This window comes from Burkholderia sp. MSMB1826 (assembly GCF_001526325.1).
Classification (GTDB): Bacteria; Pseudomonadota; Gammaproteobacteria; order Burkholderiales; family Burkholderiaceae; genus Burkholderia.
Window position 1 is genome coordinate 92,056 of sequence record NZ_LOYN01000013.1, and the last position, 22,736, is coordinate 114,791.

A 22,736-nucleotide genomic window follows, 5' to 3' on the forward strand; every position below is an offset into this window, starting at 1 on the left:
TACGCGCCGGCGTGGGCCGCGCACCGTCACGACCGTCCGCTCAGCGATCCGCCAGCGCGTCGCGCACATAGTCGATGCTCGCCCGCAGCCGGTCCTCGATGTCGCCGGCTTCGGCGATCTCGCTCGCGAACGGCTCGAACGACAACGCGCCGCGGTAGCCGCGCGCGAGCAGCGCGCGCAGTTGCCGGATGTTGCCGAGCCGGTCGGCGCCGCCGACCAGCACGCGGTGGCCGTCGCGCATGCGGTCGACCGGCAGGTCGGTTTCCTCGACGCCCGAGAGGTGCACGAGGCCCGTCAGGTTCGGGAAGAAAATGTCTTCGCCGGCGAGGTGATGATGGAACGTGTCGTGCACGAGCCGGAACACCGATTCGCCCGCCGCCGCGTAGATGCCCTTCACCGCGTCCGACTTGCGGCGCAGCGCGCATTCCTCGAAACCGAGCGGCTCGATGAAGCCGAGCAGGCCGCGGGCCGCAAGGATCGGCTTCAACCCCTGCAGCGCCGTCACGAGATCCGCATGGCGCGCGTCCGCGCCGCGCGTGTCGCCGCGGCTGTTGGTCGGGCACAGTACCAGCGCACGCGCGCCGCATTGTGCGGCGTAGTCGGCCAGCGCGGTCGCCTCGTCCGCGCGCTCGGCGTTCCATTGCTCGAAGCGCTGCAGCGCGTTGATCGTCAGAATCGTCACGCCGCCAGCTTCGGCCGTTGCGCGTACGGCGGCCGCCGGCGTGCCGTCGGCGAGCTCGACGCCATCGAGATCGTTGCGGATCTCGATGGCATCGACGCCGAGGCGGCGGCACAGCGCGACGTAGCGGTCGAGCGGCAAGCGCGGCGCGCTCATCCGGTTCAGCGAAAAGTGGAAGGCTTGCGTCATCGTTCTGTCCTTGGGGCTCGAGTGGGGCAGGGTCCGGATCGGGTGTCGGCATGCGCGGCAAGCGCTTGCCAGGCGTCGCGCAGCCATTGCGCGCACGCGACGTTGTTGTCGAAGATCGAATAGCGTGCACCGCCTCCGTAGTCGGGAAACGGAATGAATTCGCAACTGATCTGTTCGAGTCGTGCCGGCTGGGCGCCAGCGGGAGCCTGCGCTTGCGCTTGCAGCAACTGATGCAGCGCGGTCTTCCACGGATCGAGCTCCTCTGCACGCCATTCGCCGTGATAGGCGCCCGGCGCGGGTGCGACGAACGGATACTGGATGCCGCGGCCGGGCCTACCGTCCGCGCGGCGCATCCAGCGGTTGTCGGGGTTGTTCGGCGTCACGCTGCGCGCATGCGCGTGCCCGACCCAGCCGCGCGCGATCCAGTCGGCGTAGATCGCGGCGGGCGATGCCGGGTCGAGCATCGCGCGGCCGCCGTCGGCCGACTCGCGCAGGCCCGCCGCGTCGAGTTCGGCGCGATTGCCGATCTTGAACAGCAGGTGCGAATGATCGAGCGTGATCCGGAACGGTGCGCCGGCTTGCTCGACGTGCCGTGCGACGCGCGCCACGCGCGCGAAATGCTCGCTCCACATGTCGACGTGCACTTCGAGGCTCGGCAGGCAGCCGACCGGCTCGCCCCATGCGTAGGCGCGCAGGTAGAAATCGGCGACTTCGCGATCCGACAGCGGATGGCCGTCCGCGTGGTGCGCGAACAACTGGCAGTTGAGCACCGTGCTGCCGAAGCGGGCGCCTGCCGCGACGATCTCGGCGACATGCGCTTCGTCGCGGCCCGCGCGCCAGATGCCGCCGATCACGCGAATCGGCAGCGCGTGGCGGTCGACCAGCGCGAAATACGGCGACAGGTCCTCGCCGCGCACCGGGTTCTTTTCGACGTAATCGAACACGCCGGCGGCGGCGACCATCCGGAAGCGCTCGGCGGGCGTGGGCGGCGGCAGCCCGTCGTGCTCGAGCACGCCGTCGAGGTTCACGCCGATGAGGATCGGTTCAGCCATCGTCTCCTGTCCGTCGTCGTCTGTTGATGGCTGATCACTGTACGGATGCGCGGCGCGAGCCGCATGACAAACGTTGACGAAATATCGCCAATGCGGCGATCGATTTTTTCGTCGCGAGGTTGCGGCACGCCGTGCGGCGCGATTCACGCGTGCAGGTACGCGCTCGTTCTCACGTTCGCCGGACAGAACACGCGGAATTCGACCGGGTCGTCCGGTGGCGGCTGTTCGACGATGCCGCACGCATGCAGCACGTGCTGCAGCGCGGAAAGCGCCTGCCCGTCGGGATCCTGATCGATCGCGAGATCCATCGCGCCGGCTTCGATGAACGTGCGGTGCAGGTCGATCATCTCGTGGCCGATCCACACGACGCGCCCGATCGCACCGGCCTTGCGCAGCGCCGCTTCGATCCCGGCCGACCCGGCGCCGCTGTTGTAGATCGCGACCACGTCGTCGTGCGCCTGCAGCGCCTTCGACACCGCGCGGTAGCAACGGTCGTCCTGGTCGAGCGTCTCGACCGGCGCGTCGTCGCAGCGCACGGCGGCGAACGCGTCGGCGAGCTGGTCGCGGCAGCCGGCCATCCGGTCGGCGTGCGCGCGGTAGCCCATCCGGCCGCCGAGCAGCAGCACGCGGCCGGGGCGCGCCGCGAGTCGGCCGATGTAGTAGCCGGCCGTGCGTCCGGCGCGATAGTTGTCGATGCCGGCAAAGTGCGCGCGGTCGATGCCGCCGATGTCGGTGACCATCGTGACGACGGTCTCGCCGCGCGCGATCGCGCCGGCGAGCGCGTCGCGCATGCGGGCCGTGTCGTGCGCGGTGACGATCAGCGCCGCGCGCCGGTACGCGGGCCGTTCGATCAGCGCGGCGGCGCGCTCGTCGTCGGCGGCGGGCAGGATCGTCCGGTGCACGACCACGCGTCGGTCGAGCATCTGCAGCGAGCGCTGCAGCGCCTGCTGCAATCGTCGGAAGAACGGCGCGTCGGTATCCGGCAGCAGCACGTCGACGTGGATCAGCCCGTGCCGCGTGTCGGGCAGTTGCCGCGGCACGCCGAGCTGCCGAGCGGCCGCCACCACGCGTTCGCGCGCCTGCGCGGAGACGCTGCCGCGTTCGTTCAGCACGCGGTCGACGGTCGTCGTGCTGACGCCGGCGAGCGCCGCGATCTCGTCGAAGCGCGCGGTGCGCTTGCGCCAGCGCGGCCCGGATTCACCTGCCATGGTCGTCTCCATCGTGGGGGGCGCCATCGATCGCGTGGCGTTGTCGGGAACGCTAAAGCGATGGCGAAATTTCGTCAACGTTTCGATTGAGGCGGGGCGGCCGCTCGCCTAATTTCGGTCTTGTTGCGAAGCGCTTGCCGCGCACGAGAACCCGAGGAGACAGAAGTGGCCCATACCGACGACCCGGCACGCGCGCGCACGGCAGCGCGCCGTCAGGAATACCGAATGATCGGCGGCGCCGGCGAGCGCGCGCACGCGGCCGGGCTCGTGAACGCCGCGTGGTACCGCTGCGCGGTGCCGCGGCCGTTGATGAAGCAGCTGGTGCAGCGCGGCGATGCGCGTGCGATTCGCGACACGCTGATCTGGTACGCGGCGATCGCGATCAGCGGCGCGCTCGCGTGGCTGGCGTGGCGTGCGCATTCGGCGTGGGCGATCCCGGCGTTCTTCGTGTACGGCACGCTTTACTGCAGCCCCGCCGATTCGCGTTGGCACGAATGCGGGCACGGCACCGCGTTCCGCACGCGCTGGATGAACGACGTGCTGTACCAGGTCGCGTCGTTCCAGGTGTTCCGCCGCGCGACCGCATGGCGCTGGAGTCATGCGCGCCATCACACCGACACGCTGGTCGTCGGGCGCGATCCGGAAATCGCCGCGCCGAAGCCGACCGACTGGCTCGCGCTCGCGCTGAACGTCGTCGCGCTGAAGCACGTGGCCGGCGAGCTGCGCAAGATGCTCGCGGTGTCGGTCACCGGCCGGCTCGACGACGAGGAGCGCACCTACGTGCCCGAATCGGAATGGCCGAAGGTCGTGCGCGAGTCGCGCATTCATCTCGCGATCTACGTGCTCGTGACGGGCGCCGCGGTGTACTGGCGCACGATCCTGCCGCTGCTCTACATCGGGCTGCCGAGCCTCTACGGCGCATGGCTGTATCTGTATTTCGGCCTCACGCAGCACGCGGGCATGCCGGAGAACGTGCTCGATCACCGGCGCAACTGCCGGACCGTGATGATGAATCCGGTGTTCCGCTTCCTGTACTGGAACATGAACTATCACGTCGAGCACCACATGTTCCCGATGGTGCCGTTCCATGCGCTGCCGAAGCTGCACGAAGCCGTGAAGGCCGACATGCCGCCGCCGTACCGCAGCACGCTGGCCGCGTATGCGGAGATCGTGCCGGCGCTGGTCCGGCAGACGCGCGACCCGTCCGACTACGTCGTGCGGCCGGTGCCCGGTGCCGCGCGCGCCTAGCAGTGATCGACTATCCCGACGAAGGAGACACACCATGACGCAATGGATCGACACCGGCGCGCTCGACGACATCGACGACGAAGACGTCGCGCGCTTCGATCATGCCGGCCGCACGTACGCGATCTACCGGATCGACGGCGAGGTTTATGCGAGCGACGGCCTGTGCACGCACGAGCACGTGCATCTCGCGGACGGGCTCGTGATCGATCACGTGATCGAATGCCCGAAGCACAACGGCCGCTTCGACGTGCGCGACGGCCGGCCGCTGTCGGCGCCTGCGTGCGAGAAGCTGCGCACCTACCGCGCGAAGATCGAAGACGGCCGCATCCTGATCGAGGTATGACGCGATGACGGGCGACCGGGTGATGGCGATCGTCGGCGCGGGCCATGCGGGCGGCCGCGCGGCGCAGGTGCTGCGCGCGTCCGGCTGGCGCGGGCGCATCGTGCTGATCGGCGCGGAGCCGCATTGGCCGTACGAGCGGCCGCCGTTGTCGAAGGGCGTGTTGACCGGCGAGCGCAGCGCGGCGCAATGTCGGTTGCGCGATGCCGACGCATGGGCGGCCGATCGTATCGAGCGGATCGTCGCGACCGTCGAGCGCATCGATCCGCGCGCACGCGAAGTGCGCTTGTCGGGCGGGCACGTGTTCGGCTACGACGCGCTGCTGCTCGCCACGGGCGGCCGCGCGCGCCGTCTGGGCGTGCCGGGCGCGGCGCTCGACGGCGTAGTCGCGTTGCGCACGCTCGACGATGCGGCCGCGCTCGGCGCGCGGCTCGTGCCCGACGCGCGGATCGTGCTGATCGGCGGCGGCTTCATCGGTCTCGAAGTCGCGGCGTCGGCGCGGCAGCGCGGCTGCCGCGTGACCGTGCTCGATGCGGCGCCGCGTCTGCTCGGCCGCGCGGTGCCCGAGCCGATCGCGGCACGCGTGCATGCGCTGCATGTGCAGCGGGGCGTCGCGATCGGCCTGAACCGCCGGCCCGTCGCGATTGCCCGCAGGCCGGACGGCGCACTGGCCGTCGTGCTCGACGACGGCGACACGCTGATCGCCGATACCGTGGTCGCCGGCATCGGGATCGAACCCGCGGACGAGCTGGCGCGTGCGGCGGGCCTCGCTGTCGATCGCGGGATCGTCGTGAATGCGCGGCTCGAGACGTCGGCGCCCGGCATCTATGCGGCCGGCGATGTCGCGGTGTTCCCGAGCGGGTCGTCCGGGCGGCTCGTGCGTCAGGAAACCTGGCACGGCGCCGAAACGCAGGCACGCGTCGCCGCACTCAACATGCTGGGTGCCGACGAACCGTATCGCGACACGCCGTGGTTCTGGTCCGATCAATACGACGCGCAGCTGCAGGTGGCCGGCGAACCGGCACTCGGCGAGCGCACGGTCGCGCGCATGCTCGGCGAGGACGTCGAGATTCATTTCCACTTCGACGCGAGCGAGCGGCTCGTCGCGGCGAGCGGCTTCGGCCGTGCAGCGGGATTCGCGAAGGAAATGCGCGTCGCGCGCATGCTGGTCGAGCGCGGGATCGACGTGACGCCGGGCGCAGTCGCGGATGCGGCGGTGAAGCTGAAGTCGCTGGTATCGGCCGCGAGCGATCGGCGGTGACGCGCTGCGGTGCCGGCCCGAGCGCGGCCTCAGGCGGGTCGACAGCGACGAAGACGGCGATGGCCGACGACAGGCATCCGACGACGACCGACGAGCGGCGACAGCCGCCGACGACGACGTGAGAATGAAGCGGGGGAAGAAGCGGAGAGCGCGGCAGCGCGCGGCAACCGCTGCCGCGCGCCAGCTCGGGCGAAACCGCGATCAGATCGTCGCGTGCAGGTGCAGATACAGGCCGGCTGCCGCGGCGCCGCCGAGCAGCGGGCCGACGACCGGCACCCACGCATAGCGCCAGTCGCTGTCGCGCTTGCCGGGAATCGGGAGCAGCGCATGCATGATGCGCGGCGACAGGTCGCGCGCGGGGCTCATCGCATAGCCGGTCGGGCCGCCGAGCGAGATGCCGATGCCGAGCACCAGCAGGCCGACGGGCAGCGCGTCGAGTGCGCCGAGGCCGACCTGCGGCGACGCGAGGTACAGCACGCCGAGGATCAGCACGAACGTGCAGATCGCTTCGGTCAGCACGTTGTGCGTGACGCTGCGGATCGCCGGCGCCGTGCAGAACACTGCGAGCTTCAGGTCCGCATCCGCTTCCTTCGCGAAGTGCTGGCGATACGCGAGCCACACGAGCAACGCGCCTGCCATCCCGCCGAGCATCTGCGCGAGCACGTAGCCGCCGACTTTCGACCACGCGAACTTGCCCGCGAGCGCGAGGCTGATCGTGACGATCGGGTTCAGGTGCGCGCCGCTGAACGACGCGGTCACGTAGACGGCGACGAATACCGCCATCGCCCAGCCCATCACGATCACGATCAGGTCCGCGCCTTTGCCCTTGGTCTTCGCAAGCAGCACGTTCGCGACCGCGCCGTTGCCGAGCAGCACGAGGATCGCCGTGCCGATGAATTCCGCAATATAAGGTGACATGTTGTCTCTCGTAGAGTGCGGCGGACTCGCGCGCTGCGCGGTCCGCCGGTGTTGTTGTATTTCGTTCGACGGTGTTGCGGTTACTGCGTGTCGTCGGCCCATGCCTTCGCGGCGCGCACCGCACGCTGCCAGCCGGCCATGCGCTGCTCGACCTGCTCCTTCGGCATCGACGGCGCGAAGCGGCGATCGAGCTGCCACTGGTCGCGCACTTCGTCGAGGTTCTTCCAGTAGCCGATCGCGAGGCCCGCGAGGTAGGCCGCGCCGAGCGCGGTCGTCTCGGTGATCTGCGGACGCACCGCGTCGACGCCGAGCAGGTCGGCCTGGAACTGCATCAGCAGGTTGTTTGCGCTCGCGCCGCCGTCGACGCGCAGCTCGCCGATGCTGATGCCCGAGTCGGCTTCCATCGCGGCCAGCACGTCGAGCGACTGGTACGCGATTGCATCGAGCGCCGCGCGGGCGAGATGCGCGGCGCTCGTGCCGCGCGTGACGCCGAACACCGAGCCGCGCGCCCGTGCGTTCCAGTGCGGCGCGCCGAGGCCGGCGAAGGCGGGCACGAGGTAGACGCCGTCGGTATGCGGCACGCTGGCTGCGAGCGCCTCGATTTCCGCGGCCGTCTTGATGAGGCCCACGCCGTCGCGCAGCCACTGCACGACCGCGCCCGCGATGAAGATGCTGCCTTCGAGCGCGTACTGCACGTCGTCGCCGATCTGCCACGCGATCGTCGTGACGAGGTTGTTCTTCGACTCGATCGGCTTGTCGCCGGTGTTCATCATCAGGAAGCAGCCGGTGCCGTAGGTGTTCTTCACCATGCCCGAGGTCGTGCACATCTGGCCGAACAGCGCGGCGTGCTGGTCGCCGGCGATCCCGGCGAGCGGGATCTTCGACGCGAACACGGTGGTCTTCGTGTGGCCGTAGATCTCCGACGACGCCTTCACTTCCGGCAGCATGCTGCGCGGGATGTCGAGCAGTTCGAGCAGCTCGCCGTCCCACTCGCGCGTATGGATGTTGAACAGCATCGTGCGCGACGCGTTGGTCACGTCGGTCACGTGCAGCTCGTGCTTCGTGAAGTTCCACACGAGCCAGCTGTCGACGGTGCCGAACGCGAGCTTGCCCTGGCGCGCCTTGTCGCGCGCGCCCGGCACGTTGTCGAGAATCCAGCGGATCTTCGTCGCGGAGAAGTACGCGTCGATCGGCAGGCCGGTCTTCGCGCGCACCTTCGCTTCGAGGCCCTGCTGCTTCAGCGAATCGCAGAAGTCGGCCGTGCGGCGATCCTGCCAGACGATCGCGTTGTAGACGGGCTGGCCCGTCTCGCGATCCCAGACGATCGTCGTTTCGCGCTGGTTCGTGATGCCGATCGCGGCGATCGACGTGCCGTTCAGGCCCGTGCGCGTGACGGCTTCCGCGGCGACGCCGGCTTGCGTCGACCAGATTTCCTGCGGGTCGTGCTCGACCCAGCCGGGTTGCGGGTAGATCTGTTCGAATTCCTTCTGGGCGATCGATACGATATTGCCCTGGCGATCGAACAGCATCGCGCGGGAACTCGTGGTGCCCTGGTCAAGCGCGAGGATGTACTGGTCCTGCATGTCTCTCATCTCCATCCGTGGATTGGCTTAGTTGTGATGCGCGCCGCATGTGGGCGGCGCGTCGGTGAGTCAACGTCGGTCAGGCAACTGCAACAGCATTCGAATCAGGCGTGCGGCGCATGCGCGGCGGCGAACCATGCGTCGACCGCGGCGGTCACCGCATCGAGCGTGCCGGGCGCGACGTGCAGCCCGAGCTTCGAGCGTCGCCACAGCACGTCCTGCGCGCAGGTCGCCCATTCGGCGTCGCGCAGGTAGCGCAGTTCCGCGTCGTGGATGCCCGGCGCGATTTCGGCGCCCAGATCGGCCAGCGACTTCGCGCCGTCGATCACGCGCTCCGCGCGGGTGCCGTACGCACGCGCATAGCGGCGCGCGAGTGCGGCGGGCAGCCACGGATGGCGTTTCGCGAACGCGCCGGCGAACTCGTCGAACTTCGCGTTCGCGATGTCGCCGCCGGGCAGCGCGACGCCGGCAGTCCAGGTCTTCGCGTCGCGGCCGAGCGCGCGGCACAGCATGTCGCCGGCTTCTTCCGCGAGCTTGCGGAACGTCGTGATCTTGCCGCCGAACACCGACAGCAGCGGGGCGCCCGCGCCGTCGTCGAGCTCGAGGCGATAGTCGCGCGTGACGGCCGATGCGTTCGCCGCGTTCTCGTCTTCCAGCAGCGGGCGCACGCCCGAATAGGTCCAGTGCACGTCGGCCGGCGAGATCTTGCGCTTGAAGTAGCGGTTGATCGAATCGCACAGGTACTGCGTTTCGTCGCGATCGATCGCGACCTTCGCGGGATCGTTCGTGTATTCGACGTCGGTCGTGCCGATCAGCGTGAAATCGTGCTCGTACGGAATCGCGAAGATGATCCGCTTGTCCGGGTTCTGGAAGATGTACGCGTGGTCGTGATCGAACAGGCGGCGCGTGATGATGTGGCTGCCCTTCACGAGCCGCACGCTGTGATGCGCGCCGCGGCCGAGCGCGCCGTGCAGCACTTCGCCGACCCACGGGCCGGCCGCGTTCGCGATCGCGCGGGCATGCACGACGCGGATCGACCCGTCGGCCTGCTGCAGCCGCGCTTCCCATGCGTCGCCGCGGCGCTCGGCGGAAACGAGCTTCGTGCGCGTCAGGATCTCGGCGCCGCGCTCCTTTGCATCCATCGCGTTCAGCACGACGAGGCGGGCGTCGTCGACCCAGCCGTCGGAATACACGAAGCCGCGCTTGATCGAGTCGATCAGCGGCGCGCCGGCCGCATGGCGGCGCATGTCGATGCCGCGCGAGCCGGGCAGCAGTTCGCGTTTCGCGAGGTGATCGTAGAGGAACAGGCCGATGCGGATCAGCCAGGCCGGGCGCAGGTTCGGCATGTGCGGCATCACGAAGCGCAGCGGCCACATGATGTGCGGCGCCGCGCGCAGCAGCGTTTCGCGTTCCTGCAGCGCCTTGCGCACCAGCCCGAACTCGTTGTACTCGAGGTAACGCAGGCCGCCGTGAATCAGCTTCGTGCTGGACGACGACGTGTGCGACGCGAGGTCGTCCTGCTCGCAGAGCATGACCGACAGGCCGCGGCCGGCCGCATCGCGCGCGATCCCCGCGCCGTTGATGCCGCCGCCGACGACGAGCAGATCGTAGCGATTCGGTTGGGTCACCTGCTGTCCTTATCGTCTGTTGAAATGGGGCGAACATGAAATGTTCGAATTCGAAATTTAACGAACGAAATCGAAAAAGTAAAGTTCGAAAAAGCGGGGCCAGTAGCGCGTCCGCCGATCCCGGACGATACTGGCGGGATCGACCGTTTCGCGAGGTGAATCATGCGTATTGGGATGTGGGCCGGCGTGGGCGCCGTCCTTCTGGCGGGGTGCAGCGCGGGTATGCCGCCGCTCGCCGGCAACTGGCGGGCGCCGTCGTTCGTCGACCTGCAGACGTCGTGCGGCGGCGCGGCGCGCGACTGGGGCGCGGACGCGCAGCCGGTCTACTCGGCGCTGTACGACGCGTACGTCGCGAAACGGTATCGCGGGCTGACCGAGGCGAACTATTGTGCGTTCGTAAACGAACTTTCGACTCACTATGTGGCGCCCGACGCGGCGGCGCGCGCCGGCTGGATCGCCTATTTCAACGGGGCGCGCGCGCAGGCCATCAGCTGGCGGGCGGCGGTCGATCCGACGCTGCGCGGCGGCTGATGCCGGCGGCGGCGAACGGCGGGCAGGCGGGAGGCCGGAACGAACGCGCGGCCGGAGTCCGGCCGCGCGTTCGGGTCAAAGCGGCGGGGCTTACGAATAGCGGTACTTGATGGATCGCAGCGCGGCGTCGCCGGTCTCGGTCACGCAGTATTTGCGTCCCGAGCCGAGGCCTTCCAGGCGGACGAGCTGTTGTTCGAGCAGGATGTCCAGTTCATCCCGATCCATGTCGCGCTGATCAGGCGCGTCCTTCACAAGCAAGAGCGTGGCGAATTCATGCGGACTCAGCATCGTTCTCTCCATGGCAATCGGACTGCCCGCGCGGCCGGCGCACACGCCGCCGCGCGATACCCCGCGAGGGTATGGCTTGGGGGGAAAAGCTGCATTCGCCGGCCTGCGATTCGCACCGCCCTGGCACAGGCGGATCGGCGAACGGGCCGGGGAACTGGAGTCTAGTCGAGTGCGCAGGCAACGACAAATCGTGCCCCGTTAATTTTCCGTTTGACAGAAGGGCCCGCCGCGAGCGGTCCGCGCGCGGCGTCAACTTCTTGATTTCACTTGAAGTTTCAGGTGCGCTGCAGCATCGCGAGCGTCATTCCGCGACGTACACCTGGGTGCCGGCGGCGGCCACCGTGTCGGCCATGTCGGGCGGCAGCGGCTTGTCGGTGAAAAGCGCGTGCACCTGGCTCAGATGGCCCTGGCGCACCAGCGCCGGGCGGCCGACCTTCGAATGGTCGGTCACGAGGTAGACCGTGCGTGCGTGCTGCATGATCGCCTCGGCGACGCGCACCTCGCGCGTGTCGAAATCGCGCAGCGTGCCGTCGGCCTCGATCGCCGACGTGCCGATGATCGCGTAGTCGACCTTGAACTGGCGGATGAAGTCGATCGCGAGCTCGCCGACGATACCCTTGTCCCACGGCCGCACGATGCCACCCGTGATCAGCACCTCGCAGTCGGGGTAGCCGCTCATCATCGACGCGACGTTCAGGTTGTTCGTGATCACGTGCAGCCCGTGATGGCGGTTCAGCGCGCGCGCGACTTCCTCGGTCGTCGTGCCGAGGTTGATGAACAGCGACGCCTGGTCGGGGATGTGCGACGCCGCGAGCGCCGCGATGCGCCGCTTCTCGTCGTGGAACATCCGCTGGCGCGCCGTATACGACACGTTCTCCGAGCTGGTCGGCAGGCTCGCGCCGCCGTGGTAGCGGCGCAGCAGGTTCAGGTCGGCGAGCCAGTTCACGTCGCGGCGGATCGTCTGCGGCGTCACCGCGAAGTGCGCGGCGAGATCGTCGACGGTCACGAAGCCGTCGCGCTGCACCCATTCGAGCAGTTCCTGCTGGCGCGCGTTGAGGGTGAGGCGGGGATCTCGGGTCATGGCTCGATGGTCGGGTCGTGAGACGGAGCGGGTATTGTAAGGGCGGCAACGGCGTTCGGCCGGCCAGCCGGCCGTCGTCGCACATGATTCATGTAGAAATTGCATGGATTCATGTGACAAATGAATTTGTGCGATTGCGCCGATCGCGCTGCAATGGCGGATTGCCCGCTCGCGCGGGCGCGTTCAACCGGCTTTCGACGAGGTGGTATCGATGACTGATTTCAACTGGCACAACCCGTATCCGTCGACCCGCATCCCGGTGTTCGCGCGCAACGTCGTGTCGACGTCGCACCCGCTTGCCGCGCAGGCCGGGTTGCGGATGCTGTGGAAGGGCGGCAACGCGGTGGACGCGGCGCTGGCCGCGGCCGCCGCGATCACGGTCGTCGAGCCCGTGTCGTGCGGGCTCGGCGGCGACGCATTCGCGCTCGTGTGGGACGGCGAGCGGCTGTCCGGGCTGAATGCATCGGGCGTCGCGCCGGCCGCGTGGAACGTCGACTACTTCCGCAAGCGCCACGGCGCCAACGCGCGCGGCATCGCGAACCAGCCGACGCGCGGCTGGGACACGGTCACCGTGCCGGGCGTGATCGCGGGCTGGGAAGCGCTGCACGCGAAGTTCGGTTCGCTGCCGTTCGCGGACCTGCTCGAGCCGGCGATCGAGATCGCGGAGCGCGGCTATTCGGTGTCGCCGATCGTCGCGCACAAGTGGGCGGCGGCCGTTCCGGAACTGCAGGGCCTGCCCGGCTTCGCGGACACCTTCATGCCGCGCGGCCGCGCGCCGCTCGTCGGCGAACGCATGTGCCTGCCCGGTCATGCGCAGACGCTGCGCACGCTCGCGAAGGACGGTGCGCGTGCGTTCTACGAAGGCGCGCTCGCCGAGCGTATCGCCGCGTTCGCGCGCGAAGGCGGCGGGGCGCTGACCGAAGCCGACTTGCGTGCGTACCGGCCGGAATGGGTCGAGCCGATCGGCAAGCGCTTCGGCCGCCACACGATTCACGAGATCCCGCCGAACGGGCAGGGCATCGCCGCGCTGATCGCGCTCGGCATCGCCGAGCACGCGGGCGCGACCGAATGGCCGGTCGACTCGGTCGATTCGCAGCATCTGCAGATCGAGGCGATGAAGCTCGCGTTCGCGGACGTCTATCGCTACGTCGCCGATCCGCGCGCGATGGACGTCACGCCCGAACAGATGCTCGACGACGCCTATCTCGCGGAACGCGCGAAGCTGATCGATCCTGCACGCGCGACGCACTTCGCCGCCGGCCGCCCGCATTCGGGCGGCACGATCTACCTGTCGGCGGCCGACGAACGCGGCATGATGGTGAGCTTCATCCAGTCGAACTACATGGGCTTCGGTTCGGGGCTCGTCGTGCCCGGCACGGGCATTGCGCTGCAGAACCGCGGGCACGGCTTCTCGATGGACCCGGCTTCGCCGAACGTCGTCGCGGGCGGCAAGCGGCCGTTCCACACGATCATCCCGGCGTTCGTCACCGAGGAAGCCAACGGCCGCACCGAGGCCGTGATGAGCTTCGGCGTGATGGGCGGCGACATGCAGCCGCAGGGCCACCTGCAGACCGTCGTGCGGATGCTCGGCTATGGCCAGCAGCCGCAGGCCGCATGTTGCGCGCCGCGCTGGAAGGTCAACCGCGACTTCACGCTCGACGTCGAGGCGACGATGAACCGCGCGACGGTCGACGCGCTGGCCGCCCGCGGCCACACGATCAAGTCGATTGACGATCCTTACATGGATTTCGGTTCGGGGCAGTTCGTCTGGCGCCTCGATCCCGACGATCCGGAGCGCGGCTACGTGGCCGCGAGCGACAGCCGGCGCGACGGGCTCGCGGCCGGTTTCTGACGGATCGCTTCCAGCGTTACCGGCAATTTCCATGCATCGCGGGCGGCCCGACGGCCGCCCGTTTCGTTTGGTGCGACGGATACCGTCGCACGCGCGCAAGCGGTTCGAAGGCCTCGTCTAACGAACGGCAACGGACGCCGTGGAACTGCGCCTGTCGGGTATGGTCAGTGCTTTGGAGCACGAACGTCAAAGTCCGGCTAAGATGCCAGGATGGTTCGGCCGGACCGACTCACTATAAACGCATGTAAAACGCCGCCTGCGGATCGGCTGGCGCCTGTGCCCCGGGCATGGGCCGGCCTCCGCGCGACGACTGGGAGCGCACCACCATGGACACCAAAACGACGCATGTGATGCCGTGGCGTATCGAGGACATCGACCTGAACCGGATCGATCGTCAGCGTGCCGCCGCGAACGAGGATCTGTTGTTGCTGCTGTGCGCATCGTCGTTCATCGAAAGCGGCTCGGATCTCTATACGAGCAATCTGAGCGAATTCTTCAATGACGATCCGGAAGTCTCCGCATGGCTCAACAATGCATGGGAGCACGAAGAATTGCAGCACGGCCGCGCGCTGAAAGCGTACATCGCGCACGTGTGGCCCGAGTTCGACTGGGATACCGCCTTCGCGAATTTCTTTGCCGAGTATTCGAAGACCTGCTCGGTCGAGGCGTTCGAAAAAACCCGCGCACTCGAAATGGTCGCACGCTGCGTCGTCGAGACGGGCACGGCCACGCTCTATCGCGCGATCAACGAATGCTCGGACGAGCCGGTGCTGAAGGAAATCACCGACAACATCCGCACGGACGAAGTGCGCCACTACAAGCACTTCTTCAAATTCTTCAAGAAGTACAACCAGGTCGAAGGCAACGGCCGGCTCGCGGTGCTCGGGGCCCTCGCGCGCCGCGTGATGGAAATCAAGAACGAGGATTCCGAGATCGCGCTGCGCCACGTCTTCGCGATCCGCTATCCGGACCGCGTCGGCGACAGCCAATACAACCGCGAGCGCGCCGCGCGCATCAGCAGGCTCGTGCGGCGCAACCTGTCGGCCGACATGTGCGTGAAGATGCTGCTCAAGCCGCTCGATCTGCCCGCGAAGATCCAGCCGGGCGTCCACTATCCGCTCACGAAGATCACGCGGCACGTTTTCCTGCGCTGATCGCCGCGGCGCGGCCCGTCGCGCGCAGGCTGGCGCATCCTCATCCGACCCGCACCGGGGCCACGCCATCATGACCGATACCCATCGCCACGCGCTCGAACAATGGACGTTCGACGCGTGGCCGTCCGCCGTCGTGTCGTTGTTCGACGGCACCGCACTCGAACGTCATGCCGATATCGCCGCGTCGCTGATCGTCGCGACCGACGACGGCCAGTTGCGCACGACGCTGCTCGGCGTCGGCGAGATCTATGCGCACGATGCGCGCACGCTGCTGATCGCGCTCTGGCCGCAGTCGCGAGCGGCGCGCGCGATCGCGCAACGGCGCACGGCCGCGTTGACGCTCGTCGCGGACGGTGCGTTCTTTCAGGCGCAACTGGAGATGGCGCCGCTCGAAGGAGACTTCGGCGGACTGGCCGGATTCGCTGCGACGATCGCGCACGGCGATGCGCAGCGGGTCGGCTATGCGCGTCTCGCGACGGGTGTCACGTTCACGCTGGAAGGGGAGCGCGTCGCGGTGCTCGCACGCTGGCAGCGCCAGATCGAGCACCTGCGGCGCGCGGCCGCGCGGCTTCAGTGACCGCGCTGGCCGCTGCGCGACGAACGGTTGCGGTTCGCGTGCGCGGCGTTGCCGCTCGCCGGCCGGGCGCCGTTGCCGCCGCCCGCCGGACGTCCGCCGCCGTTACCACCGGCGCCGCCTTGCGTGCGCGGCTTCGCGGCCTTCTGCGGTGCCGCCTTCGGTTGCGCGTTGCCGTCGCGTTTCGCGGCCGGCTGGCCTGAGCCGCCTGCGCGCGGCTGGCGATTGCCTCCGCCGCCACCGTTGCCGCCGCGCGGCTGCTGCCCGCGGCGCTGCTGGATCGGCTCCGGCTTCGCGTTCGGATCGGGTTCGAAGCCCGCGATCACTTCCTGCGGGATCTCGCGCTTGATCAGCCGCTCGATGTCGCGCAGCAGCAGCTTCTCGTCGACGCACACGAGCGACACGGCTTCGCCGGTCGCGCCCGCGCGGCCCGTGCGGCCGATCCGGTGCACGTAATCCTCGGGCACGTTCGGCAGGTCGAAGTTGACGACGTGCGGCAACTGGTCGATGTCGATCCCGCGCGCGGCGATATCGGTCGCGACGAGCACCTGCAGCGTGCTGTTCTTGAACTCGGCCAGCGCGCGCGTCCGGGCCGACTGGCTCTTGTTGCCGTGGATCGCCATCGCGCTGATGCCGTCCTTCGTCAGTTGCTCCGCCAGCCGGTTCGCACCGTGCTTGGTGCGCGTGAACACGAGCACCTGGAACCAGTTGTGTTCGCGGATCAGGTGCGTGAGCAGCTCGCGCTTGCGGTCGCGGTCGACCGGGTGAATCTTCTGCGCGACGCTCTCGGCGGTCGTGTTGCGGCGGGCGACCTCGATCAGCGCGGGCGAGTCGAGCAGGCTGTCGGCAAGCGCCTTGATCTCGTCGGAGAAGGTGGCCGAGAACAGCAGGTTCTGGCGCTGTGGCGGCAGCTTCGCGAGCACGCGCTTGATGTCGTGGATGAAGCCCATGTCGAGCATCCGGTCGGCTTCGTCGAGCACGAGGATGTCGAGATCCGACAGGTCGATGGTCTTCTGCTGCATGTGGTCGAGCAGGCGCCCCGGCGTCGCGACGACGATGTCGACACCGCGCTTGAGCGCATCGATCTGCGGATTGATGCTGACGCCGCCGAACATTACGGTCGAGCGCAGCTTCAGGTACTTGCTGTACGCGCGCACGCTTTCCTCGACCTGGGCGGCGAGTTCGCGCGTCGGCGTGAGGATCAGTGCGCGCACCGCGCGCTTCGCGCCGCGGTGCTCGGCATAGAACGTGTGCAGGCGTTGCAGGATCGGCAGCGTGAAGCCGGCGGTCTTGCCGGTGCCGGTCTGTGCGCCGGCGAGCAGGTCGCCGCCGCCGAGGACGGCCGGGATCGCCTGCTGCTGGATCGGGGTCGGCGACGTGTAGCCGAGCTCGTTGACCGCCTTGACCAGCGGTTCGGCCAAGCCGAGAGATTCGAAAGACATAGATACCACTCTTGAGTTTTATGATCGGCGATGCGTCGCGCGGCCCGCGCGGCAAACCTGCATCGCAAAACAGCCAAAAAGCAAAAGGGCGCGGCCGCGGTTTCCCGCAGCCGCGCCCCGTGTGTGTGAGCCGCTTCTTAGTCGAGCGGCGCGGAACGCAGATCGCTCACCTGTTGCGGCGAGATCGGCGTACCGTTGTTACCCCAAGACATCCGGATATACGTGACGACCGCCGCGACTTCCTGGTTCGACAGCGACTGTGCGAACGGCGGCATCCCATACGGACGCGGATTCTTGAACGTGCTCGGCGGGTAGCCGCCATTCAGCACCATGCGGATCGGGTTGACGGCCGATTCCATCATGATCGAGTGGTTGCCCGCGAGCGGCGGATAGGCCGGCGGCTTGCCGGCGCCGTTTTCGGCGTGGCAGGTCGCGCAGTTGTCCGCGTAGATCTTCTTGCCCTGGTCGAACAGCGCGTTGCCGAACTGCTTCGACGGCTCGTACTGCATGTTCTTCGGCGCTTCGGCCTTCTGCGGGATCGACTTCAGGTACGTCGACATCGCGCGCGTATCTTCGTCGGTCATGTACTGCAGGCTGTTGTGGACCACGTCCGCCATCGGGCCGAACACCGCGCCCTTCTGCGACACGCCGGCTTGCAGCAGGTCGGACAGCTCCTGCACGTGCCAGTCGCCGAGGCCGAGTTCCTTGTCGTTCGTCAGCGACGGCGCATACCAGTTCTGCAGCGGGATCAGGCCGCCGGCGAATGCCGACGAGTTCACCGGGCCGCCCATCATGTTGATCGACGTATGGCACATCGAGCAGTGGCCGAGGCCTTCGACGAGATACGCGCCGCGATTCCATTCGACCGACTTCGTCGGATCCGGCTTGTACTCGCCTTCCTTGAAGAACAGCGTGCGCCAGCCGATCAGCAGGTTGCGGTTGTTGAACGGGAACTTCAGTTCGTGCGGACGGCTCGGCACCGACACCGGCGCCACCGAGCGCAGGTACGCGTAGATCGCGTCCGAATCGGCGCGCGTGACCTTCGTGTAGCTCGCGAACGGGAAGCCCGGATAGAGCAGGCTGCCGTCCTTCGAACGGCCGGTGTGCATCGCGCGGTAGAAGTCGTCCGACGTCCACTTGCCGATGCCGTCCTTGTCGTCCGGCGTGATGTTCGGCGTGTACATCGTGCCGAACGGCGTCGCCATCGGCAGGCCGCCCGCGAACGGCTTGCCGCCGCGCACGGTGTGGCACGCGATACAGTCGCCGACGCGCGCGAGGTATTCGCCCTTCTTGATCAGCGCGGCCTGGTCGGCCGGCGTGGCCGCGACGGCGGCGGCGCCGTGCAGCGTGTCGTTGCCCGGCCACAGAACCGGCACGAGGGCGGCGGCCGCGATGATCGCGACGGCCGAGAGTGCAAACAGGGACTTGCGTTTCATTGTGTCTGTCTCCCTTGCCTTATTGCGGTTCGCTGCCGCAGGCGAGCGGAGTCTTCATCGAACGCGCCGGAGCCGGCACGGGGTTGGCGGGCGCCGGTTGCGCGGCGAGCCATGCGGTCACGGCCGTCACGTCTTCGTCGGAAAGCTTCGCGGCGATGTCGTGCATGCAATCGGGCGCCTTCGCGTGGCGGTTGCCCGAGCGCCATGCGCCGAGCTGCGCGCTCAGGTAATCGGCGTGCAGGCCGACGAGGCCCGGGATCGCCGGCTGCATGCCGGTCAGCCCTGCGCCGTGGCAGGCCACGCAGGCCGGCAGCTTGCGGGACGGGTCGCCCTGCGTGACGAGCTGCTTGCCGCGCGCGAGCGTCGCGGCCGGCAGCGTCGGCTTCGCCGGCGTCGGGTACGGCGGACGCTCGGCCGAGAAGTGCTCGGCGATTTCGCGCAGGTAGTCGTCGTTCAGGTACGTCAGCAGGTAATTCATCGGCGGGTACTTGCGCCGGCCGTCACGGAAGTTGACGAGCTGGTTGTACAGGTACTCGGCCGGCTTGCCGGCAAGCCGCGGGAAATAGTCGTTGTCCGTGCCCTGGCCGTGAACGCCGTGGCATGCGGTACAGCCGCGCACGCGCTCGGCCATGGTATCGGGTGCCTTGAGCGGCGCCTGCTGGGCGTGCGCTTGCTCCGTGGGCTTGGTCTGCGCTTGGGCAGCGCTCGTAAGGCCCGCGCCGCCGATCATCAGAACGGCGAGCAGCGGACGGAAGAGGCGTCTTGAAGACACACGAGACTCCATGATTATTCGTCGGGGACCTTGTCCGGGCTACGATCGGCTCGGCGCATGGACGGCAGGACAGCCGGGCTGCTGCGACGCGGCATTCTATCATCGATGGGTAATGACGGCTATTTGACGAAAGGACATCGGTTCCTGTCTGTTTGCGACTTGCGACAATTTGACGCGCATTGCGCCGCGCGCGAGTGAACCGGCGTGCGCTTTCACCCTCGAAGACCGTACACTCGCGGGTCGCGCGGCGCCGCCTCCGCCGCAGGTCCAGTCATTTCTCCCGTTTCCGGATTCATCGATGACGTTTCTTACCGTGCCGTTGCCTGCCTCACGCCGTCCGTCCCGTTGCCGCCGCACTGCCGGCCTGCCGCTTGCGGGAGGGCATGCGCGATGAAGTTCGACAGCTTGTGGATCGGTCAGGTCGCGCTCGCGGCGCTGATGGACGCGGCGTTCGCGATGGCGGTCGGCTCGGCGCTGCTCAAGGCGTGGCTCGGCAAGGACGGCGCGCGGCCGGTCGTCGCGCCGTCGCACCCCGCATGGCTGCGTGCGCAACATTCGCTGGTCGCGGCGGCGCTGGCGCTGGTGCTCGCCGATCTCGGCTGGCTCGTCTACGAGGCCGCGGCGATGAGCGGCGCGGGGCTCGGCGGCGCGTTCGCCGCGATGCCCGTCATGCTGATGCAGACGCATACGGGCTTCGCGTGGAGCGTCGCGTTCGCCGGCGCGGTGGTGCTCGCGATCGTCGCGCTCGCGAAGCCGGACGGACCGCTCGCGCATGCGGTGCTGTGGCTCGCGGTGATCGTGGTCGCGGCCGGCAAGGCGTCGCTCGGCCATGCGGCCGATAGCGGCGTGCTGTCCGCGGCGGTTGGCGTGCAGACGCTGCACCTGCTGGCCACCGCCGTATGGGGCGGCCTCGTGCTCGCGGGCGGGCTCGCGGTGCTGCCGGCGCTGGGATCGTCGGTCGCGCGCGGCGCGCTGATCCGCATCGGCCAGCAGCTGTCGCGTACGTCGATCGTCGCGGTCGTCTTCGTGCTCGGCACCGGCGTGCTCAACGCGATCCGCGGGCTCGGCGGCTCGCTCGCGCCGCTCGACGGCAGCACGTGGGGGCGCGTGTTGCTGCTGAAGCTGCTGCTCGTCGCGCTCGCGCTCGTGCTCGGCGGGCTCAACCGCTTCTCGGCGCTGCCGCGCCTGCGCCGCACCGCATCGACCGAAGACGCGCACACGTTCCGCAACATCCTGCATCTCGAAGGGATGACGATGATCGGCGTATTCGTCGCGGCGGCCGTGCTGTCGTTCAGCGTGCCGGGGTTCGCGGCGCTCGGCTGACGGCAGCTTCTACGCGGCGCAATGCAAGAGCGCGATGCAGGGACGCGAAGGGCGTGCACCATGCATGGCATGCTCGCCGCGCATGTAAAAACGGCCGCCTGTCAGTTCATCGGGCGGCCGTACTCAAGTCGATGCGTACCGCGCCGGCCGCAGCCGCGCGCGATGCGCATCGCACTCACCACTCGGCGACGCTGCCGTCCGCGTGGCGCCACACCGGGTTGCGCCAGCGATGGCCGGTCTTCGCCATCTCGCGCACCTTCTCCTCGTTCACGTCGATGCCGAGCCCCGGGCCCTGCGGGATCGCGACGAAGCCGTCTTCGTAGCGGAACACTTCCGGGTTGCGCAGGTAGTCCAGCAGGTCGTTGCCCTGGTTGTAGTGGATCCCGAGGCTCTGCTCCTGGATGAACGCGTTGTAGCTGACCGCGTCGAGCTGCAGGCACGCGGCGAGCGCGATGGGCCCGAGCGGGCAGTGCAGCGCGAGCGCGACGTCGTAGCTTTCCGCGAGCGTCGCGATCTTGCGGCATTCGGTGATGCCGCCCGCGTGCGATGCGTCCGGCTGGATGATGTCGACGTAGCCGCCCGCGAGGATGTGCTTGAAGTCCCAGCGCGAGTACAGCCGTTCGCCGAGCGCGATCGGCGTGTCGGTCTGGTTGACGATGTCGCGCAGCGCCTCGGCGTTCTCCGACAGCACCGGCTCCTCGATGAACATCAGCTTGTACGGGTCGAGCTCCTTCGCGAGCACCTTCGCCATCGGCTTGTGCACGCGGCCGTGGAAGTCGACGCCGATTCCCACGTGCGGGCCGACCGCGTCGCGCACCGCCGCGACGTTCGCGATCACCTGCTCGACCTTGTCGTAGGTGTCGACGATCTGCAGCTCTTCGGAACCGTTCATCTTCACGGCCTTGAAGCCGCGCTCGACGACCGCGCGCGCATTGTTCGCGACGTCGCTCGGCCGGTCGCCGCCGATCCACGAATACACCTTGATGCGGTCGCGCACCTGGCCGCCCAGCAGCGCGTGCACCGGCACGCCGTGATGCTTGCCCTTGATGTCCCACAGCGCCTGGTCGACGCCGGCGATCGCGCTCATCATGATCGGGCCGCCGCGGTAGAAGCCCGCGCGGTACATCACCTGCCAGTGATCCTCGATCAAGCGCGGGTCGCGGCCGACGAGGTAGTCGGCCAGTTCGTGCACGGCGGCCTCGACCGTGTGCGCGCGACCTTCGACGACCGGCTCGCCCCAGCCGACGATGCCCTCGTCGGTTTCGATCTTGAGGAACAGCCAGCGGGGCGGGACGACGAAAGTTTCGAGGCGGGTGATTTTCATGACGCGGGTCTCCATGATTGACCGGTGCGGCCGTGCGAACGCGGCGCGCGATCCGTGCTTTCGCGGTTATCCTAGCGTAGTCGAATAAAAAATAGTATTAATAGCATTAATGTGCAGATAGTGGGCACCCCGCCCGACGGAGAACGATCATTCAACGCGACCTGCATGGACAGACGGCCTTCCGGCTCGCGACCGCGATCCTGCGCGGCGACTATCCGCCCGAATCGCTGCTGCCGAGGGAACCCGACCTGATGGAGATGTACGGCGTGAGCCGCACGGTGATGCGCGAGGCGTTGCGCACGCTGACGTCGAAGGGGTTGGTCGAATCGCGGCCGAAAGTCGGCACGCGCGTGCGGCCGCGCCGTGCGTGGAACCTGCTCGATGCCGATCTGCTCGACTGGTATGCGCGCGTCGCGCCGCCGCTCGCGTTCGCGCTGAAGCTGCAGGAGATGCGCGAGATGATCGAGCCGTACGCGGCCGCGCTGGCCGCGCGCACGCATACGCCGGACGCGTTCGACGCGATCGAGGGCGCGGCGCGCGCGATGGCCGCCGCGCGCAACGTCGACGAATGGGTGCGCGCCGACCTGCGCTTTCACCTGAGCGTGCTGGAGGCCGGCGGCAACGAGCTGCTGGTGCCGCTCGGCGCGCTGATCGATCGCACGCTCGAGGCGCAACTGCAACTGAACGCGCGTCGGGCGGACGTGTACAACGCGTCGCTTGCCGAGCATACGGCCGTCAGCGACGCGATCCGCGTGCGCGACGAGGACGGCGCGCGCCGCGCGATGGCGACGCTGCTCGCGGTGACGCGCGCGCGCATCGAAGCGTCGTGACGGGAGCGGGGCGGCCGGTGTCG

The 22,736-nt window shown here is 68.4% G+C and carries 21 protein-coding genes; 9 read left to right on the top strand and 12 right to left on the bottom strand.

The genetic code is table 11. The features are described 5' to 3' along the window. Positions 1–40: 40 nt before the first annotated feature. From WS95_RS06350 to WS95_RS06360, 3 genes are all read right to left on the bottom strand, one after another. Complete coding sequence (locus WS95_RS06350) at positions 41–868, bottom strand: TIM barrel protein (protein ID WP_059822893.1); 828 nt, start codon at positions 866–868, stop codon at positions 41–43. Further along, positions 865–1,920: a hypothetical protein gene (locus WS95_RS06355; protein ID WP_059822895.1), complete on the bottom strand. Its 1,056-nt coding sequence runs from the start codon at positions 1,918–1,920 to the stop codon at positions 865–867. Before WS95_RS06355 ends, WS95_RS06350 begins: the two co-directional genes overlap by 4 nt. Positions 1,921–2,063: 143 nt before the next feature. Further along, positions 2,064–3,128, bottom strand: a complete 1,065-nt coding sequence (locus WS95_RS06360; protein ID WP_034208326.1) for a LacI family DNA-binding transcriptional regulator — start codon at positions 3,126–3,128, stop codon at positions 2,064–2,066. Between the two features lie 165 nt (positions 3,129–3,293). On the opposite strand from WS95_RS06360, the gene WS95_RS06365 reads away from it, so the two are divergent. From WS95_RS06365 to WS95_RS06375, 3 genes are read left to right on the top strand one after another with little or no spacing between them, the layout of a single operon-like run. Beyond that, the gene (locus WS95_RS06365; protein WP_059822896.1) at positions 3,294–4,376 is read left to right on the top strand and encodes a fatty acid desaturase family protein; all 1,083 of its coding nucleotides are present in this window, start codon (positions 3,294–3,296) and stop codon (positions 4,374–4,376) included. Between the two features lie 34 nt (positions 4,377–4,410). Next, entirely contained in the window at positions 4,411–4,719 is a 309-nt protein-coding gene (locus WS95_RS06370; protein ID WP_059780537.1) for a non-heme iron oxygenase ferredoxin subunit, read from the top strand. A 4-nt stretch (positions 4,720–4,723) separates the two neighbouring features. Further along, a complete protein-coding gene (locus WS95_RS06375) occupies positions 4,724–5,977 on the top strand; it encodes an NAD(P)/FAD-dependent oxidoreductase (RefSeq protein ID WP_059822898.1) in 1,254 nt (417 codons plus the stop codon). Positions 5,978–6,178: 201 nt separating this feature from the next. Here WS95_RS06375 and WS95_RS06380 read toward each other — a convergent pair whose 3' ends face one another. From WS95_RS06380 to glpD, 3 genes are all read right to left on the bottom strand, one after another. Next, entirely contained in the window at positions 6,179–6,895 is a 717-nt protein-coding gene (locus WS95_RS06380; RefSeq protein ID WP_027785355.1) for an MIP/aquaporin family protein, read from the bottom strand. An 80-nt stretch (positions 6,896–6,975) separates the two neighbouring features. Then, positions 6,976–8,478 (bottom strand): glycerol kinase GlpK, encoded by a 1,503-nt coding sequence (glpK, locus tag WS95_RS06385; RefSeq protein WP_034208322.1) that lies wholly within the window; start codon positions 8,476–8,478, stop codon positions 6,976–6,978. Positions 8,479–8,582: 104 nt separating this feature from the next. Beyond that, entirely contained in the window at positions 8,583–10,106 is a 1,524-nt protein-coding gene (gene glpD / locus WS95_RS06390) for a glycerol-3-phosphate dehydrogenase (RefSeq protein ID WP_059822899.1), read from the bottom strand. A 162-nt stretch (positions 10,107–10,268) separates the two neighbouring features. Here glpD and WS95_RS06395 point away from each other — a divergent pair, with 162 nt between their 5' ends. Then, positions 10,269–10,637 (top strand): hypothetical protein, encoded by a 369-nt coding sequence (locus WS95_RS06395; RefSeq protein WP_034208320.1) that lies wholly within the window; start codon positions 10,269–10,271, stop codon positions 10,635–10,637. Positions 10,638–10,727: 90 nt separating this feature from the next. Here the strand turns inward: WS95_RS06395 and WS95_RS06400 are convergent, their stop codons facing one another. Then, positions 10,728–10,925, bottom strand: coding sequence for a hypothetical protein (locus tag WS95_RS06400; protein ID WP_006477892.1), 198 nt, complete (start codon positions 10,923–10,925; stop codon positions 10,728–10,730). A gap of 301 nt (positions 10,926–11,226) precedes the next feature. Next, positions 11,227–12,006: a DeoR/GlpR family DNA-binding transcription regulator gene (locus WS95_RS06405; protein WP_034208319.1), complete on the bottom strand. Its 780-nt coding sequence runs from the start codon at positions 12,004–12,006 to the stop codon at positions 11,227–11,229. 211 nt (positions 12,007–12,217) lie between these two features. Here WS95_RS06405 and WS95_RS06410 point away from each other — a divergent pair, with 211 nt between their 5' ends. From WS95_RS06410 to WS95_RS06420, 3 genes are all read left to right on the top strand, one after another. Next, a complete protein-coding gene (locus tag WS95_RS06410) occupies positions 12,218–13,858 on the top strand; it encodes a gamma-glutamyltransferase family protein (protein ID WP_034208318.1) in 1,641 nt (546 codons plus the stop codon). 326 nt (positions 13,859–14,184) lie between these two features. After that, positions 14,185–15,012 carry a ferritin-like domain-containing protein gene (locus tag WS95_RS06415; protein ID WP_034208317.1) on the top strand — a complete coding sequence of 276 codons (828 nt, stop codon included), beginning with the start codon at positions 14,185–14,187 and terminating at the stop codon, positions 15,010–15,012. 70 nt (positions 15,013–15,082) lie between these two features. Beyond that, positions 15,083–15,589 carry a hypothetical protein gene (locus WS95_RS06420; protein WP_059822901.1) on the top strand — a complete coding sequence of 169 codons (507 nt, stop codon included), beginning with the start codon at positions 15,083–15,085 and terminating at the stop codon, positions 15,587–15,589. On the opposite strand, the gene WS95_RS06425 is transcribed toward WS95_RS06420, so the two are convergent. The 3 genes from WS95_RS06425 to WS95_RS06435 form a co-directional block, all read right to left on the bottom strand. Next, the gene (locus WS95_RS06425) at positions 15,583–17,028 is read right to left on the bottom strand and encodes a DEAD/DEAH box helicase (RefSeq protein WP_059822902.1); all 1,446 of its coding nucleotides are present in this window, start codon (positions 17,026–17,028) and stop codon (positions 15,583–15,585) included. The two genes, WS95_RS06420 and WS95_RS06425, sit on opposite strands and share 7 nt — an antisense overlap. Positions 17,029–17,165: 137 nt before the next feature. Then, positions 17,166–18,464: a c-type cytochrome gene (locus WS95_RS06430; protein WP_034208314.1), complete on the bottom strand. Its 1,299-nt coding sequence runs from the start codon at positions 18,462–18,464 to the stop codon at positions 17,166–17,168. Positions 18,465–18,483: 19 nt separating this feature from the next. After that, entirely contained in the window at positions 18,484–19,248 is a 765-nt protein-coding gene (locus WS95_RS06435) for a c-type cytochrome (protein ID WP_034208313.1), read from the bottom strand. Between the two features lie 378 nt (positions 19,249–19,626). Between WS95_RS06435 and WS95_RS06440 the strand changes: the two genes are divergently transcribed. Next, entirely contained in the window at positions 19,627–20,559 is a 933-nt protein-coding gene (locus tag WS95_RS06440; RefSeq protein WP_059822904.1) for a CopD family protein, read from the top strand. A 175-nt stretch (positions 20,560–20,734) separates the two neighbouring features. On the opposite strand, the gene dgoD is transcribed toward WS95_RS06440, so the two are convergent. Further along, positions 20,735–21,883 (bottom strand): galactonate dehydratase, encoded by a 1,149-nt coding sequence (dgoD, locus tag WS95_RS06445; protein WP_059780571.1) that lies wholly within the window; start codon positions 21,881–21,883, stop codon positions 20,735–20,737. Between the two features lie 146 nt (positions 21,884–22,029). On the opposite strand from dgoD, the gene WS95_RS06450 reads away from it, so the two are divergent. Continuing rightward, positions 22,030–22,713 (top strand): FadR/GntR family transcriptional regulator, encoded by a 684-nt coding sequence (locus WS95_RS06450; protein WP_034208310.1) that lies wholly within the window; start codon positions 22,030–22,032, stop codon positions 22,711–22,713. Positions 22,714–22,736: the final 23 nt, after the last annotated feature.

Excerpts from the sequence above, each read along its gene's own strand:
- WS95_RS06380 (WP_027785355.1), bottom strand. The coding sequence starts at position 6,895 with ATGTCACCTTATATTGCGGAATTCATCGGCACGGCGATCCTCGTGCTG.
- WS95_RS06395 (WP_034208320.1), top strand. The coding sequence starts at position 10,269 with ATGCGTATTGGGATGTGGGCCGGCGTGGGCGCCGTCCTTCTGGCGGGG.
- WS95_RS06375 (WP_059822898.1), top strand. The coding sequence starts at position 4,724 with ATGACGGGCGACCGGGTGATGGCGATCGTCGGCGCGGGCCATGCGGGC.
- WS95_RS06425 (WP_059822902.1), bottom strand. The coding sequence starts at position 17,028 with ATGTCTTTCGAATCTCTCGGCTTGGCCGAACCGCTGGTCAAGGCGGTC.
- WS95_RS06435 (WP_034208313.1), bottom strand. The coding sequence starts at position 19,248 with ATGGAGTCTCGTGTGTCTTCAAGACGCCTCTTCCGTCCGCTGCTCGCC.
- WS95_RS06360 (WP_034208326.1), bottom strand. The coding sequence starts at position 3,128 with ATGGCAGGTGAATCCGGGCCGCGCTGGCGCAAGCGCACCGCGCGCTTC.
- WS95_RS06415 (WP_034208317.1), top strand. The coding sequence starts at position 14,185 with ATGGACACCAAAACGACGCATGTGATGCCGTGGCGTATCGAGGACATC.
- WS95_RS06350 (WP_059822893.1), bottom strand. The coding sequence starts at position 868 with ATGACGCAAGCCTTCCACTTTTCGCTGAACCGGATGAGCGCGCCGCGC.
- glpK (WP_034208322.1), bottom strand. The coding sequence starts at position 8,478 with ATGCAGGACCAGTACATCCTCGCGCTTGACCAGGGCACCACGAGTTCC.
- dgoD (WP_059780571.1), bottom strand. The coding sequence starts at position 21,883 with ATGAAAATCACCCGCCTCGAAACTTTCGTCGTCCCGCCCCGCTGGCTG.
- WS95_RS06440 (WP_059822904.1), top strand. The coding sequence starts at position 19,627 with ATGAAGTTCGACAGCTTGTGGATCGGTCAGGTCGCGCTCGCGGCGCTG.
- WS95_RS06405 (WP_034208319.1), bottom strand. The coding sequence starts at position 12,006 with ATGACCCGAGATCCCCGCCTCACCCTCAACGCGCGCCAGCAGGAACTG.
- WS95_RS06400 (WP_006477892.1), bottom strand. The coding sequence starts at position 10,925 with ATGCTGAGTCCGCATGAATTCGCCACGCTCTTGCTTGTGAAGGACGCG.
- WS95_RS06410 (WP_034208318.1), top strand. The coding sequence starts at position 12,218 with ATGACTGATTTCAACTGGCACAACCCGTATCCGTCGACCCGCATCCCG.
- WS95_RS06420 (WP_059822901.1), top strand. The coding sequence starts at position 15,083 with ATGACCGATACCCATCGCCACGCGCTCGAACAATGGACGTTCGACGCG.
- WS95_RS06370 (WP_059780537.1), top strand. The coding sequence starts at position 4,411 with ATGACGCAATGGATCGACACCGGCGCGCTCGACGACATCGACGACGAA.
- WS95_RS06430 (WP_034208314.1), bottom strand. The coding sequence starts at position 18,464 with ATGAAACGCAAGTCCCTGTTTGCACTCTCGGCCGTCGCGATCATCGCG.
- WS95_RS06355 (WP_059822895.1), bottom strand. The coding sequence starts at position 1,920 with ATGGCTGAACCGATCCTCATCGGCGTGAACCTCGACGGCGTGCTCGAG.